At 65.4% G+C, this 13843-nt stretch carries 13 protein-coding genes; 11 read left to right on the top strand and 2 right to left on the bottom strand.

Going from position 1 to position 13843, the window contains the following annotated elements; all coding sequences use genetic code 11:
• Nucleotides 1–3: 3 nt before the first annotated feature.
• The 10 genes from ACK8CO_RS05120 (at nt 4) to ACK8CO_RS05075 (ending at nt 9336) form a co-directional block, all read left to right on the top strand.
• The gene (locus tag ACK8CO_RS05120) at nt 4–1038 is read left to right on the top strand and encodes a MaoC family dehydratase (RefSeq protein ID WP_414898386.1); all 1035 of its coding nucleotides are present in this window, start codon (nt 4–6) and stop codon (nt 1036–1038) included.
• A 182-nt stretch (nt 1039–1220) separates the two neighbouring features.
• Nucleotides 1221–1643, top strand: a complete 423-nt coding sequence (locus ACK8CO_RS05115; protein ID WP_414898385.1) for a hypothetical protein — start codon at nt 1221–1223, stop codon at nt 1641–1643.
• Between the two features lie 157 nt (nt 1644–1800).
• Nucleotides 1801–2193, top strand: a complete 393-nt coding sequence (gene sdhC / locus ACK8CO_RS05110; RefSeq protein ID WP_080615486.1) for a succinate dehydrogenase, cytochrome b556 subunit — start codon at nt 1801–1803, stop codon at nt 2191–2193.
• A gap of 14 nt (nt 2194–2207) precedes the next feature.
• On the top strand, nt 2208–2579 hold the full coding sequence (gene sdhD / locus ACK8CO_RS05105; protein ID WP_414898384.1) for a succinate dehydrogenase, hydrophobic membrane anchor protein: 372 nt from the start codon (nt 2208–2210) through the stop codon (nt 2577–2579).
• Nucleotides 2580–2599: 20 nt separating this feature from the next.
• Complete coding sequence (gene sdhA / locus ACK8CO_RS05100; RefSeq protein ID WP_080615488.1) at nt 2600–4405, top strand: succinate dehydrogenase flavoprotein subunit; 1806 nt, start codon at nt 2600–2602, stop codon at nt 4403–4405.
• A 103-nt stretch (nt 4406–4508) separates the two neighbouring features.
• On the top strand, nt 4509–5267 hold the full coding sequence (locus ACK8CO_RS05095; protein WP_414898383.1) for a hypothetical protein: 759 nt from the start codon (nt 4509–4511) through the stop codon (nt 5265–5267).
• 456 nt (nt 5268–5723) lie between these two features.
• Nucleotides 5724–6470, top strand: coding sequence for a hypothetical protein (locus ACK8CO_RS05090; protein WP_414898382.1), 747 nt, complete (start codon nt 5724–5726; stop codon nt 6468–6470).
• A 15-nt stretch (nt 6471–6485) separates the two neighbouring features.
• Entirely contained in the window at nt 6486–7265 is a 780-nt protein-coding gene (locus tag ACK8CO_RS05085; protein WP_414898381.1) for a succinate dehydrogenase iron-sulfur subunit, read from the top strand.
• A gap of 12 nt (nt 7266–7277) precedes the next feature.
• The gene (locus ACK8CO_RS05080; protein ID WP_414898380.1) at nt 7278–8471 is read left to right on the top strand and encodes a hypothetical protein; all 1194 of its coding nucleotides are present in this window, start codon (nt 7278–7280) and stop codon (nt 8469–8471) included.
• 10 nt (nt 8472–8481) lie between these two features.
• Nucleotides 8482–9336, top strand: a complete 855-nt coding sequence (locus tag ACK8CO_RS05075) for an urea carboxylase-associated family protein (RefSeq protein WP_414898379.1) — start codon at nt 8482–8484, stop codon at nt 9334–9336.
• A 72-nt stretch (nt 9337–9408) separates the two neighbouring features.
• On the opposite strand, the gene deoD is transcribed toward ACK8CO_RS05075, so the two are convergent.
• Both deoD and ACK8CO_RS05065 read right to left on the bottom strand, forming a co-directional pair.
• Complete coding sequence (gene deoD / locus ACK8CO_RS05070; protein ID WP_414898378.1) at nt 9409–10113, bottom strand: purine-nucleoside phosphorylase; 705 nt, start codon at nt 10111–10113, stop codon at nt 9409–9411.
• A gap of 42 nt (nt 10114–10155) precedes the next feature.
• A complete protein-coding gene (locus ACK8CO_RS05065) occupies nt 10156–12123 on the bottom strand; it encodes a methylmalonyl-CoA mutase family protein (protein ID WP_414898377.1) in 1968 nt (655 codons plus the stop codon).
• A gap of 231 nt (nt 12124–12354) precedes the next feature.
• Here ACK8CO_RS05065 and ccrA point away from each other — a divergent pair, with 231 nt between their 5' ends.
• Nucleotides 12355–13647 carry a crotonyl-CoA carboxylase/reductase gene (gene ccrA, locus ACK8CO_RS05060; RefSeq protein ID WP_414898376.1) on the top strand — a complete coding sequence of 431 codons (1293 nt, stop codon included), beginning with the start codon at nt 12355–12357 and terminating at the stop codon, nt 13645–13647.
• Nucleotides 13648–13843: the final 196 nt, after the last annotated feature.

The following is a 13843-nucleotide window of genomic DNA, read 5'->3' as shown; positions in this document are numbered from 1 at the left end:
GCCATGGCCAAGACCAATCCGGGGCGCTTCTTCGAGGATTACGCGGTCGGCCAGGTGATCCCGCATGCGGTGCCGCGCACCCTGTCGGGGGGCGAGCGCGCGCTCTATCACGCGCTCTATCCGGCGCGGCATGCGCTTTATTCCTCGGATGCCTTCGCGGCGGCCTGCGGTCTGGGGGCGGCTCCGCTCGACGATCTGATCGCGTTCCATACCGTCTTCGGCAAGACCGTGCCCGACATCTCGCTGAATGCGGTGGCCAATCTCGGCTATGCCGAGGGGCGCTGGCACCGTCCCGTCCGGCCGGGCGACACGCTGCGGTCCGAATCCGAGGTGATCGGGCTCAGGCAGAACTCGAACGGCAAATCAGGCGTGGTCTGGGTCCGGACCCGGGGGCTTGATCAGCGCGACGAACTGGTGCTCGACTATGTGCGCTGGGTGATGGTGCGCAAGCGCGACCTCGAGGCCCCCGCGCCCGAGACCGTGATGCCCGACCTGGCCAAGGTGGTGGCGGCGGGCGATCTGGTGCTGCCAGAGGGGCTCGATTTCACCGGCTACGATTTCACCCTGGCGGGCGAGCCGCACCGGATGGCCGATTACGGGATCGGCGAGGTGATCGACCATGTCGACGGTGTGACCGTCGAGGAGGCCGAGCACATGCAGGCCACCCGGCTCTGGCAGAACACCGCCAAGGTGCATTTCGACGCCACTTTCCGCGAGGACGGGCGGCGTCTGATCTATGGCGGCCATGTCATCAGCCTGGCCCGTGCGCTGTCCTTCAACGGGCTGGCCAATGCGCAGATGATCGTCGGGCTGAATGGCGGCGCCCATGCCAATCCCTGTTTCGCGGGCGATACCGTGCGCGCCTGGTCCGAGGTGCTGGACAAGGCCGAGACCGCGGCACCGGGCGTCGGCGCGATCCGGCTGCGGCTGGTGGCGGTCAAGGCAGGCGGTGTGCCGGGGCAGTTGCGCGGCGAGGACGGCAAGTACCGCCCCGAGGTTCTGCTGGACCTCGATTACTGGGCGTTGATGCCGGTATAGGGAAGATGGCCGGTTCGTGATAGGATGCGAGGGTCTTCGGGCCCTCGTTTTCCTTTATGCGGATGTTGAACAGGCTTGCTTCGATCGGAACCTTTGTCGGCGGCGCCGCGACCATGGGCCTGGCGGCCTTGGGCTTTTACGCTTTCCTTCACGACCCTGTGCCCCGGACCGCCGAAGAAGCCGTGGCCCAACTGGCCCGGATCGCCGATGGCATGGACCGGATCGTGGGGGATACGACCGACACCGCAGCGCGCGCGGCCATCGTGACCGAGGCGGCGCGGGTGGCGGCCGTGGCGGCGCGGCCGCTCGACGACGCAACCGCCGTCATCGCCCATGTCAGCTTCGGCGTCTTCGATCTGCCCCTGCTTCAGACCTGGGACGTGGAGGCCAGCGACGGGCGCATTATCCCGCTGACTGTCCGGGGCGGCGCCACGGGCTTTGCCAATCTGTCCTTCGACGGACAGGACCACGCGGTGGGGGTAGGCAAGTTCCTGACCTATGACAGCGGCGCCGATACCTGCCGCCTGCTGTTGGTGCGGCGCCTGGACAAGGGGAGCTACCGCTTTCGCTGGCGCTGCATCTCGGACCACAAGGATCAGATCTGAAACTGTGATCACGAGCTGTTGAACCGTGATCACAAAACCCATTTTTTTTGCGCTTGCAGCGGAAAAACCTGCGCAATTCGGTGTTCACAGCGTGACTCCGCCCCAAAATCCGCTATCACATCGCCCGACAGCACAGCCCCAGCACGAGAGGGACCCCATGGCTGACATCGAACGGGGAAACCGCCCGCTTTCCCCCCACCTTCAGATCTACCGCCCGCAGCTCACCTCGGTGACCTCCATCCTGACCCGCGTGACCGGCAATGCGCTGATCCTCGGCGCGGTGCTGATCGTGTGGTGGCTGCTGGCCGCCGGGGCCGGACCCGAGGCCTTTGCCCGCGCCGACTGGGTGCTGACCTCCTGGCTCGGCAATCTGGTGATGTTCGGCTCGCTCTGGGCGCTGTGGTATCACACGCTGGCGGGCATCCGGCACATCATCTGGGACAGCGGCTACGGGCTCGAACTCGAGACCGCCGAGAAGCTCGGCTGGGCCTGCATCATCGGCTCGGGCGTGCTGACCGTCCTGACCGTCCTGATCCTCTGGATCTTCTGAGGGAGGCCCGCATCATGCGCTATATCACCGACCGCAAGCGCGCCCAGGGGCTCGGCGCCGCCAAGGCAGGCACGCATCACCACTGGTCCATGAATGTCAGCGGCGTCGGCCTGACGCTGCTGGTGCCGCTTTTCGTGTTCTTTGTCGGCACCTCGCTCGGGGCCCCGCATGACGAGGTGATCGCCACCTTCTCGCGGCCGTTCCCGGCGGTCGTCGCGCTCTTGACCATCACGGCGGGCATGCTGCATTTCCGCCGCGGCGTTCAGATGCTGATCGAGGACTACTGTGACGGCATGACCCGCAAGGCGCTGCTGTGGGGGGCAACCTGCCTGAGCTATGCGGTGATGGCGGCGGGCGTGTACGCGGTCGTGCGGATCGCGGTCTGAGACAACGGAGAGCAGGACACATGGCCGCTTACGAATACGAGACGCATGAATATGACGTGGTTGTGGTGGGGGCCGGCGGCGCCGGTCTTCGCGCCACGCTGGGCATGGCCGAGCAGGGCCTGCGCACCGCCTGCGTGACCAAGGTCTTCCCGACCCGGTCGCATACGGTCGCGGCCCAGGGCGGCATCGCCGCGAGCCTCGGCAATATGGGCCCCGACCACTGGCAGTGGCACATGTACGACACCGTCAAGGGGTCGGACTGGCTGGGCGATACCGATGCGATGGAATACCTGGCGCGCGAGGCCCCGAAGGCGGTCTACGAGCTGGAACATTACGGCGTGCCCTTCTCGCGCACCGAAGAGGGGCGGATCTATCAGCGTCCCTTCGGCGGCCATACCACCGAATTCGGCGAAGGCCCGCCGGTGCAGCGCACCTGTGCCGCCGCCGACCGGACCGGCCATGCCATCCTGCACACGCTTTACGGCCAGAGCCTCAAGCAGAAGGCCGAGTTCTTCATCGAGTATTTCGCCATCGACCTGCTGATGTCCGAGGACGGGCAATGCCGGGGCGTCCTGGCCTGGAAGCTCGATGACGGCACGATGCATGTCTTCTCGGCCAAGATGGTGGTGCTGGCGACCGGCGGCTATGGCCGGGCCTTCTTCAGCGCGACCTCGGCTCATACCTGCACCGGCGATGGCGGCGGCATGATCGCGCGGGCCGGGCTGCCGCTGCAGGACATGGAATTCGTGCAGTTTCACCCGACCGGCATCTACGGCGCGGGCTGCCTGATCACCGAGGGCGCGCGCGGCGAGGGCGGCTATCTGACCAACTCGGAAGGCGAGCGGTTCATGGAACGCTACGCGCCGACCTACAAGGACTTGGCCTCGCGCGATGTCGTCTCGCGCTGCATGACCATCGAGATCCGCGAGGGAAGGGGCGTCGGGCCGAACAAGGACCACATCCACCTGAACCTCAGCCACCTACCGCCCGAAACCCTGGCCGAGCGCCTGCCGGGCATCTCGGAATCGGCCCGGATCTTCGCGGGCGTCGATGTCACCAAGGAGCCGATCCCGGTGCTGCCGACGGTGCATTACAACATGGGCGGCATCCCGACCAACTACTGGGGCGAGGTGCTGGACCCGGTCGAGGGCGATTTCGACCGCGTGGCGCCGGGGCTGATGGCCGTGGGCGAGGCGGGCTGTGCCTCGGTCCATGGCGCGAACCGGCTGGGGTCGAACTCGCTGATCGACCTTGTCGTCTTCGGGCGCGCCGCCGCGATCCGCGCGGGCCAGATCGTCGATCCCGAAACCGCGGTGCCCGCGCCTCCGAAAGCGGCGATCGACCAGGCGCTGGGCCGGTTCGACGGGCTGCGCCATGCCACGGGCTCGGTCGCGACGGCCGAGCTGCGGCTCGAGATGCAGAAGACGATGCAGGCCGATGCGGCCGTCTTCCGCACCGACAAGTCGCTGGCCGATGGCGTCGAGAAGATGACTGCCGTCGCGGGCAAGCTCGAGGACATCAAGGTCACCGACCGGTCGCTGATCTGGAACTCGGACCTGATGGAAACGCTCGAGCTGACCAACCTGATGCCGAACGCCCTGACCACGGTGGTCGCGGCCGAGGCCCGCAAGGAAAGCCGCGGGGCGCATGCCCATGAGGACTATCCCGACCGTGACGACGTCAACTGGCGCAAGCACTCGCTGGCCAAGGTTGAGGGCACCAAGGTCGAACTGGCCTACCGGCCGGTTCATCTCGACCCGCTGAGCACCACCGATGAGGGCGGTATCGACATGAAGAAGATCGCGCCCAAGGCGCGGGTGTATTGAGCGACACTGGCCGCCTTGCCCGTCGGGGCGGCCAGGAACCGGGCCGGTAGCTGCGGCCCCTTTCGGTTTTCCGGGCATCGTTTCAGGGATGGAAGGTTAAGGCATGATCGTCGGCACGATGGCAACCTACCCGCCGCGGCAGCGCAGCATGCTGGCGACGGTGGCGCGGATTGCTCCGCAGCTTGATGTGCTGAATGTCGTTCTGAACGAATATGCCTCCGTTCCGGCGGAGTTGCTGTCCTTCGGCAATGTCAATGCGATCCGTCCGGACGAGGATACCAAGGACACCGGTAAGTTCCTTCCGGATTACCGGGGCGCGGAATGGGTGTTCCTGCTGGATGACGACATCGTCTTTCCCGAGCATTACGTGAAGGACAGTATCGCGGCGATGCGGGCCCTTGGCCCCGGGCGCCTCGTCGGGAGCTATTACGGTGCGGTGTACCGCAAGCCGCAGTTGCGACAGAAGACGCTGAGCGGTCTGAACCGTTACCGCAAGGAGCTCTTCCGCCGTCGCGGTCAGGTCCGGGATTCCGTGAAAGTCGATGCGGGTTTGCCGCAGGCGATTGTCGTGGATGAACTCGGAACGGGCGTGATGATCTCGAAACCCGAGAATCTCCCCGATTTCGAAAGCGTTCGGTCGGCGCAGAAATTTATCGACGTGCGCATGGCGCGCTGGTGTTTCGAGAACGGCATCACCCAGGTCTGTCTGCCTCGGCCCGCCGGGTATCTTCGTCTGGTGGAGCATGAAGAGACTATCTATACCGGTTTTACGACCAAGCGTCATGACGTTGTGACCAGAGAAATTCAGGAATACGCTCTCAGGAACCCGCGTGCCGGTCAGCCCTTCGAGTGCGGAAGGTGATTCCCGTGGGAATTTCTGAAGCATGACCCGAGATATTCGCTTCTGTCGGCCCTGCCCGGATCTGCGCCCGGACATGATCCGGGGCGACCGGTCCTTTGCACCGGCGCCGGAAGCCGCGGGGCACGGGGCTCGCGCGGTGTCCGTCCTGCCGCAACGCAGCGATGCCGGTTCCGTCTCGCCGGATCGCGCGGAGAAGGCCTTGGTCTCCGGGATGCTTGTCGTAGGAAACTGCCGCAAGAGCGTTCCCCATGCCGTGGCCAGGGCGCCGCGCATCGGGACCTTCGACAGTTCTCATGTGCTTCGGGCGGACCTGGGCTATGTTGCGACGGGTGTGGCATGTGGGACGCCGCCAGTTGCCTTCAGGCGGGAGCCCGTCCGGATGAGCGCAGAGCAGGTTTGCGCCCGGATAAAGACCTATGAACGAAAGCAGGTGCAGCCATGAGGATTGTGGCAAATATGGCAACCTATCCGCCGCGGCGTGCGGGGCTGGCGAAGGCCGTTGCCCAGCTTGCGCCGCAGGTGGACCGGCTCAATCTGGTTCTGAACCAGTATGAGGCGCCGCTGGAGGAGCTTGCGGCCTTCGCAAATGTGAACCAGATCGTTCCGGAGGCCGATACCAAGGATACCGGAAAGTTCTACCCGGATGTGTCCGGCGCGGATTATGTGCTGATGGTCGATGACGATATCGATTATCCCCCGGAATTCGTTGAACGCACGCTGGACCTGTTCATGCCCTTCGGTCGCGGGCACCTGGGCGGATATCACGGCTCGCTCTATCTGACCCGCTGGGACCTCATGCGCCGGGGCAAACTTGTGCGCGCACTCTCCTATGACCGGGACCGCATCGCCGATTTCCGTCAGGGGTTCCGCTTTCATTCGAAGCTGCAGAGTGCCATTGTCGTCGATCAGATCGCGACCTGCGCGGCCATCATGCATGCCGAGGATTTCCCGTCCTTCGAGTTCATGCGCGACAGCCAGAAATTCGTCGATGTGCGTCTGGCGCGCTGGTGCTTCGAGCGCTCTATCACGCCGATCGCCCTGCCCAAGCCCGCGAAATGGCTGGGCAAGGTCGATTACGAAGAGACGATTTTCCACGGGTTCACCCAGACGAACCCTCCGGAGGTCAACGAGGAAATTCTGTCTTATGCGTTCAAGGTCAAGGGACGCGGACAACCGCCGAAACCTTGCGCTTCGCAAACCTGACTGGAAGGTGAAACGATGGTCCAACTCACGCTCCCCAAGAACTCGACTATCCGCAAGGGCAAGACCTGGCCGAAGCCCGAGGGCGCCAAGAGCCTGCGGACCTTCCGGATCTATCGCTGGGACCCGGATACCGGCGAGAACCCGCGGGTCGATACCTATTTCGTCGATCTCGACAGCTGCGGGCCGATGGTTCTCGACGCGCTGATCAAGATCAAGAACGAGATCGACCCGACCCTGACCTTCCGCCGCTCCTGCCGGGAAGGCATCTGCGGCTCCTGCGCGATGAATATCGACGGGGTCAACACGCTGGCCTGTACCCGCGGCATGGACGAGATCAAGGGCGACGTGAAGATCTACCCGCTGCCGCATATGCCGGTGGTCAAGGATCTGGTGCCCGATCTCACCCATTTCTACGCCCAGCATGCCAGCGTCATGCCCTGGCTGGAAACGGAATCGAACACGCCTGCCAAGGAATGGCGCCAGTCGATCGAGGACCGCAAGAAGCTCGACGGGCTGTACGAATGCATCATGTGCGCCAGCTGCTCGACCTCCTGCCCCTCCTACTGGTGGAACGGCGACAAGTATCTCGGCCCGGCCGCGCTCCTGCACTCCTATCGCTGGATCATCGACTCGCGGGACGAGGCGACGGGCGAGCGGCTCGATGCGCTGGAAGATCCGTTCAAGCTCTATCGCTGCCATACCATCATGAACTGCACCAAGACCTGCCCCAAGGGGCTGAACCCGGCCAAGGCCATCGCCTCGATCAAGAAGATGATGGTCGAGCGCGCGGTCTGACGCGCGCGCCAGGTGCTGCGCGACATCCTGATCCTCGGCACGGCGGCGGCGGGACTACTCCTGATCCTGTCGCCGCCGATGCGGCGCTGGCGGTTCTGGCGGGCGATGGTGACGCCGCTTGCCTCGATCATCGGCTCTGGCTTCCTGGTGCTGGGGCCGATCCTGAACCAGAGCCTCGGGATCTGGTCCCCCGCCGCGATGGCGGTTCTGGCCCTGATCGCCTTCGGCTTCGGCGGCGCGATCCGCTACAGCATCGCCGCGGGCGCCCATGGCAGCCCGCCCGGCCGTCTCGGTGCCCTGACCGAAATGGCGGCAGGCTGGATGCTGGCCTTTTCCTACGTCATCTCGGTTGCCTATTACCTGAACCTTCTGGGCGCCTTCGCGGTCCGCCTGACCCCTTTCGATACGCCGCTGGCCGCGCGGGGGGTGACCACGGCGGTCTTCCTGCTGATCCTCGCGACCGGCCTCACCAAAGGGTTCAAGGCGCTCGAGGGGCTCGAGAAATACGCGGTCAGCCTCAATCTCGCGGCGATCTGCGGGCTGCTGGTCGGGCTCGGGCTCTTCTTCGGCGAGACGGCCGCCACGACCGGCCCGGTGCTGACGCTCGCCAGCGTGAGCCCCTGGGCCGCGCTGACGCTGTTCTTCGGGCTGATCGTGACGGTGCAGGGCTTCGAGACCTCGCGCTATCTGGGTGCCGAGTATGACGCGGATCTGAGGATCCGATCGATGCGGGGCGCGCAATATGTCTCGACCGCGATCTATCTGGTCTATGTCACGCTCCTGGTCCTGTGCTTCGCGCCGGGCACGGGCGCGCTCGACGATACCGCGATCATCGGCATGACATCCGCGGTCTCGCCACTCTTGCCGCTGGTGCTGACGGTGGCGGCACTGGCCGCGCAGTTCAGCGCCTCGGTCGCCGATACCACCGGCGCGGGCGGGCTGGTCGCCGAACGCTCGAAGGGCCTCATCGGCAACCGCGCGGCCTATGCGGTCTTGGTCGCGGCAGGTATCGTGCTGACCTGGACGGCGGATGTCTTCGCGATCATCTCCTATGCCTCGCGGGCCTTCGCGCTCTACTATGCGCTGGAAGCCGTGATCGCGGCGTTGGCCGCGCGCCGGGCGGGGCAGGGGGGCCGTGCCGCGGGCTTTGCGGCCCTGGCCGTGCTGGGGCTCGCCATTGCGGTACTCGGCCGCCCGGTTGAATAAGGAGCCCCCGATGCCGACAGAGCCTCTATCCGAGCCCGCCGATGCCGCCCGGCGCCGGGCCGCGGCCCCGGTCGTTTGCTACCCGCCCGAGAGCCTGCCCGCGCCGCCCATGGCGCTTTATGACCGGCTCCGGGCTGGCATGACCCCGCTTGCGCAGCTCAGGATCCCCGCGCGCGACGCCCGGGCCTTCCGCGTTCCGGCGGGCCATGTGCTGCGGATCTCCTGCATCGAGGGGCCACAGGTCGGCGATCTGAACCTCTGGAACGCCCATGAGCTGTCCGAGAGGTTCTATTCCGGCAAGACCCGGGCCTTGCACGGCACCCATGTCACCACCGGCGACCGGCTCTGGTCGGGCTTTCCGCATCTGCGCCCGATGGCCACCGTGATCGCCGACAGCCTCGGCTGGTACGGCATCGATGCCGATGGCGCGGGTGTCCATGACGTGATCGGCACCCGCTGCGATCCCTATACCAATGCCCGGCTCGGTGGCGCGCCCTTCCACCGCTGCTGCCATTCGAACCTGATCCGGGCGGTCGCCGCCGACACCGGCCTCAGCCCGGCGGCGGCCGAGCCCCATATCCATGACGTGCTGAACGTCTTCATGTGCACGGGCTTCACCCGCGACAGCCAGCGCTATTTCACCAAGGCAAGCCCTGTCCGGCCGGGCGACCACCTTGATCTTTTCGCCGAGATCGACCTTCTCTGCGCGCTCAGTGCCTGCCCCTGGGGCGATTGCAGGGGCAATTCGACGGAGCATGCGCGCTGCCATCCGCTGGGCGTCGAGATCTTCGCCCCCGCTCCGGGCGCGCTCGACGGCTGGACGCCGCCCGAACCCGCGCCCTACGACCGCTCGCACGGGCTCTGATCTTCTTCCTGGTGAAAATACCCAAACCGCAACGCCAGCCCGAGGCGCTGCCTCCGGCTCTGGGAAACATGGTCAGGTAAACGCCGCTTCCAGCGCGATCTCGACCATCTCGCCAAAGCCCGTTTCCCGGTCCTCGGCCGAAAGCGCCGCCCCGCTCAGCAGATGGTCCGACACCGTCAGCACCGTCAGTGCCCGCGCTCCGTGCCGCGCGGCCAGGATATACAGCTCGGCCGCCTCCATCTCGACCGCCAGAACGCCATGTCGGGTCAGCTCGGCATTGAGATCGGGGCGTTCGTCATAGAAGACATCGGCCGAATAGATCCCGCCGACATGGGGCCGGGCGCCCTTCGCCTGCGCCGCCCCGTACGCCGCCGCCAGAAGCCCGAAATCGGCGCAAGGCGCGAAATTCAGCTCGCGGAAGGTGCCGCGCGAGGGCGTCGACAGCGTCGAGCTTGTCATCGCCAGAACGATGTCGCGCAGCTCGACATGGTCCTGCATCGCGCCGGCCGAGCCGATCCGGATCAGCGTCTTCGCGCCATGTTCGCGGATCAGCTCGTTGGCATAGATCGACATAGAGGGCATCCCCATGCCGCTGCCATGGATCGTCACCCGATGGCCGCGCCAGAGCCCGGTGAAGCCCAGCATGCCGCGCACCCGGTTGACGCAGACCGGGTCGGTCAGGAAGGTCCGGGCCGCCCATTCCGCGCGCAGCGGGTCGCCGGGCAGCAGGACGGTCTCGGCGATCTCGCCGGGCTTCGCGCCGATATGAAGGCTCATGGGGGTCTCCTCAACCGCTGAGAGCCCCGTTATAGCCGCTGGCTATTCCGCCGCCACCCGTTCGGGCGAGATCAGGCCGACCACGTCGAACATGATCCGGTTCAGCTCGAAATCCTTGGGCGTGTAGACCTTGGCCACGCCCATCGCGCGCAGCCGCCTTGCATCCTCCTCGGGGATGATGCCGCCCACCACCACCGGAATATGGGTCAGCTCGTGCTCCTTCATCAGCCGCATCAGGCTCTCCATCAGCGGGATATGGCTGCCCGACAGGATCGACAGCCCGACGACGTCAACGCCTTCGGCCCTGGCCGCCTCCACGATTTCCGAGGGCGTGAGGCGGATGCCCTCATAGGAGATGTCCATGCCGCAATCGCGGGCGCGGGCCGCGATCTGCTCGGCGCCGTTCGAATGGCCGTCGAGCCCGGGCTTGCCGACCAGAAACTTCGGCCGCCGTCCGAGCCGTGCGGCCAGCGCGTCGACCTCGGCGCGGATCTCGTCGAGCCCTTCGGTCCGGTTCGAGGGGTTCTTCGCGACGCCGGTCGGGCCCCGGTACTGGCCGAAGACCGCGCGCAGCACGTCGCCCCATTCGCCGGTCGTGGCGCCGGCCTTGGCAGCTGCGATCGAGGGCGGCATGATGTTCGCCCCCGTCGCGGCCGCCTCGCGCAGCGCGGCCAGAGCGGCCTCGACCGCCGCGCTGTCGCGGTTCTCGCGCCAGGCGGTCAGCCGGGCGATCTGGTCGGCCTCGACATCCGGGTCGACCACCATGATCGCATCCTCGCCCGAGGTCAGCGGCGAGGGCTCGCCCTCGGTCCAGGCATTCACGCCGACAACCACCGTGGCGCCGGTCTCGACCCGGCCGATGCGGTCGGAATTGCTTTCGACGAGGCGCGATTTCATATGCTCGATCGCGGCCACCGCGCCGCCCATCGCGTCGATCTGGGCGAGCTCGGCCCGGGCGTTCCGCTTCAGCTCCTCGACCTTGGCAGAGACGGCCGGGTTGCCCTCGAACAGGTCCTCGTATTCCAGAAGGTCGGTCTCGTAGGCCAGGATCTGCTGCATCCGGATCGACCATTGCTGGTCGAAGGGGCGCGGCAGGCCCAGCGCCTCGTTCCAGGCCGGAAGCTGCACGGCGCGGGCGCGGGCAGATTTCGACAGCGTCACCGCCAGCATCTCGATCAGGATGCGGTAGACGTTGTTCTCGGGCTGCTGCTCGGTCAGGCCGAGGCTGTTGACCTGCACCCCGTAGCGGAAACGCCTGTGCTTGGGGTCCTCGACGCCGTAGCGTTCCTGGCAGATCTCGTCCCAGAGCTCGACGAAGGCGCGCATCTTGCACATCTCGGTGACGAAGCGGATGCCCGCATTCACGAAGAAGGAGATCCGCCCCACCATGCCCGGGAAGTCCTCGGGCGCCACCTTCCCGCGCAGATCGTCGAGCACCGCAGTCGCGGTCGCCAGCGCATAGGACAGCTCCTGCTCGGGTGTCGCGCCCGCTTCCTGCAGGTGATAGGAACAGACGTTCATCGGGTTCCATTTCGGCAGATGCTCGCGGGTATAGGCCGCGACATCGGTGATCATGCGAAGGCTGGGCTTCGGCGGACAGATATAGGTACCGCGGCTCAGATATTCCTTGATCAGGTCGTTCTGCACCGTGCCCTGCAGCTTCGAGACATCGGCGCCCTGTTCCTCGGCCACGGCTATATAGAGCGCCAGCAGCCAGGGCGCGGGCGCGTTGATGGTCATCGAGGTGTTCATCTGTTCCAGCGGGATCCGGTCGAACAGCGTCCGCATGTCGCCCAGATGGTCGATCGGCACGCCGACCTTGCCGACCTCGCCGCGGGCCAGCTCGTGATCGCTGTCATAGCCGGTCTGGGTCGGCAGATCGAAGGCCACGGACAGCCCGGTCTGCCCCTTGGCGAGGTTGGACCGGTAAAGCGCGTTCGAGGCCTCGGCGGTCGAATGGCCGGCATAGGTGCGGAACAGCCAGGGTCGGTCTTTGGTCGTCTCGGTCATGGCTCGGCTCGCAGATCGGTTTGCAACAATATTTCACTGTATAGCAGATAAGGGAAAGAATCTGGCGATGTCAATTCGCTGCGTCGCGGCATCGTCGGATCGAAGGAGACATAAAATTACCAGGAAGGCGGCAAATTACGTTGAAAAGTTGCGCGACCAGATCTATTTCAGCGGAAAGAGCCGTTCGATTCTGCGATGCGGCGAAGAGCAAGGACCGACATGGAGGCCCCCATGGCACTCGATACCAACCCGTCGATCGCGCCCTATGACGCGCCCGAGAAAGAGCTTTACGAGATCGGCGAGATGCCGCCTTTGGGATATGTTCCGCCCAGGATGTACGCTTGGGCGATCCGGCGCGAGCGTCATGGCGAGCCCGACAAGTCCTTCCAGGCCGAGGTGGTCGAGACCCCCGTCATCGACAGCCATGAGGTGCTGGTCCTGGTGATGGCTGCCGGCGTCAATTATAACGGCATCTGGGCCGGCCTCGGCATTCCGGTTTCTCCCTTCGACGGTCATGGCGCCCCCTTTCACATCGCGGGGTCCGATGCCTCGGGGATCGTCTGGGCCGTCGGATCGGCGGTGAAGACCTGGAAGGTGGGCGACGAGGTCGTGATCCACTGCAACCAGGACGATGGCGATGACGAGGAATGCAATGGCGGCGATCCGATGTTCTCGCCCAGCCAGCGGATCTGGGGCTACGAGACACCCGACGGCTCCTTCGCCCAGTTCACCCGGGTCCAGGCCCAGCAGCTTCTGCCGCGACCCAGGCACCTGACCTGGGAGGAGTCGGCCTGTTACACGCTGACGCTGGCCACCGCCTACCGGATGCTGTTCGGCCACCATCCGCATGAGCTCAAGCCCGGCCAGAACGTGCTGGTCTGGGGCGCTTCGGGCGGGCTCGGCTCCTTCGCGATCCAGCTCATTAACACCGCAGGTGCCAATGCCATCGGCGTGATCTCGGATGAGAGCAAGCGCGACTTCGTCATGGATCTGGGCGCAAAGGGGGTCATCAACCGCAAGGACTTCAACTGCTGGGGCCAGCTGCCCAAGGTCAACACGCCCGAATACAAGGCCTGGTTCGGCGAGGTCCGCAAGTTCGGCAAGGCGATCTGGGAGATCACCGGCAAGGGCGTCAATGTCGACATGGTGTTCGAGCATCCCGGCGAGGCGACCTTCCCGGTCTCGACCTTCGTGGTCAAGCGCGGCGGCATGGTGGTGATCTGCGCGGGCACCAGCGGGTTCAACCTGACCATGGATGCGCGCTATGTCTGGATGCATCAGAAGCGCATCCAGGGCAGCCATTTCGCCCATCTCAAGCAGGCCGCGGCGGCGAACCGGCTGATGTGTCAGCGCCGGCTCGATCCCTGCATGTCCGAGGTCTTCCCCTGGGCCGAGATCCCGCAGGCGCATCTGAAGATGCTGCGCAACGAGCACAAGCCCGGGAACATGTCGGTTCTGGTTCAGGCGCCGCGGACCGGTCTGCGGACTTTCGCCGATGTGCTGGAGGCCGGCCCCTCGGCTTGATTTCAATTTAAGGTTGTGATTGATTCCAGAAAGCACGCATTGCGTGCTTTCTGCGAGTCTCGCGTCTCCTGATGCGAATCGGTCTGCCGCTTTCCAGAAAACAATAGCTTGGCTTCAGGCCCCCTCCCCATTTTCGGGGAGGGTAAATACGCGAATTTCTCGGTTTTATGTCCTATGCTAGAGTTATTTTAACGTT

The organism is Rhodovulum sp. HP10, assembly GCF_047553435.1.
Lineage (GTDB): Bacteria > Pseudomonadota > Alphaproteobacteria > Rhodobacterales > Rhodobacteraceae > Rhodovulum.
This window is presented reverse-complemented; position numbering and strand designations above follow the sequence as displayed.

Coding starts and splice junctions, on each gene's coding strand:
- ACK8CO_RS05085 (WP_414898381.1), top strand. CDS start 6,486: ATGGTCCAACTCACGCTCCCCAAGAACTCGACTATCCGCAAGGGCAAG.
- ACK8CO_RS05095 (WP_414898383.1), top strand. CDS start 4,509: ATGATCGTCGGCACGATGGCAACCTACCCGCCGCGGCAGCGCAGCATG.
- sdhD (WP_414898384.1), top strand. CDS start 2,208: ATGCGCTATATCACCGACCGCAAGCGCGCCCAGGGGCTCGGCGCCGCC.
- deoD (WP_414898378.1), bottom strand. CDS start 10,113: ATGAGCCTTCATATCGGCGCGAAGCCCGGCGAGATCGCCGAGACCGTC.
- ACK8CO_RS05065 (WP_414898377.1), bottom strand. CDS start 12,123: ATGACCGAGACGACCAAAGACCGACCCTGGCTGTTCCGCACCTATGCC.
- ACK8CO_RS05120 (WP_414898386.1), top strand. CDS start 4: ATGGCCAAGACCAATCCGGGGCGCTTCTTCGAGGATTACGCGGTCGGC.
- ccrA (WP_414898376.1), top strand. CDS start 12,355: ATGGCACTCGATACCAACCCGTCGATCGCGCCCTATGACGCGCCCGAG.
- sdhA (WP_080615488.1), top strand. CDS start 2,600: ATGGCCGCTTACGAATACGAGACGCATGAATATGACGTGGTTGTGGTG.
- ACK8CO_RS05090 (WP_414898382.1), top strand. CDS start 5,724: ATGGCAACCTATCCGCCGCGGCGTGCGGGGCTGGCGAAGGCCGTTGCC.
- sdhC (WP_080615486.1), top strand. CDS start 1,801: ATGGCTGACATCGAACGGGGAAACCGCCCGCTTTCCCCCCACCTTCAG.
- ACK8CO_RS05075 (WP_414898379.1), top strand. CDS start 8,482: ATGCCGACAGAGCCTCTATCCGAGCCCGCCGATGCCGCCCGGCGCCGG.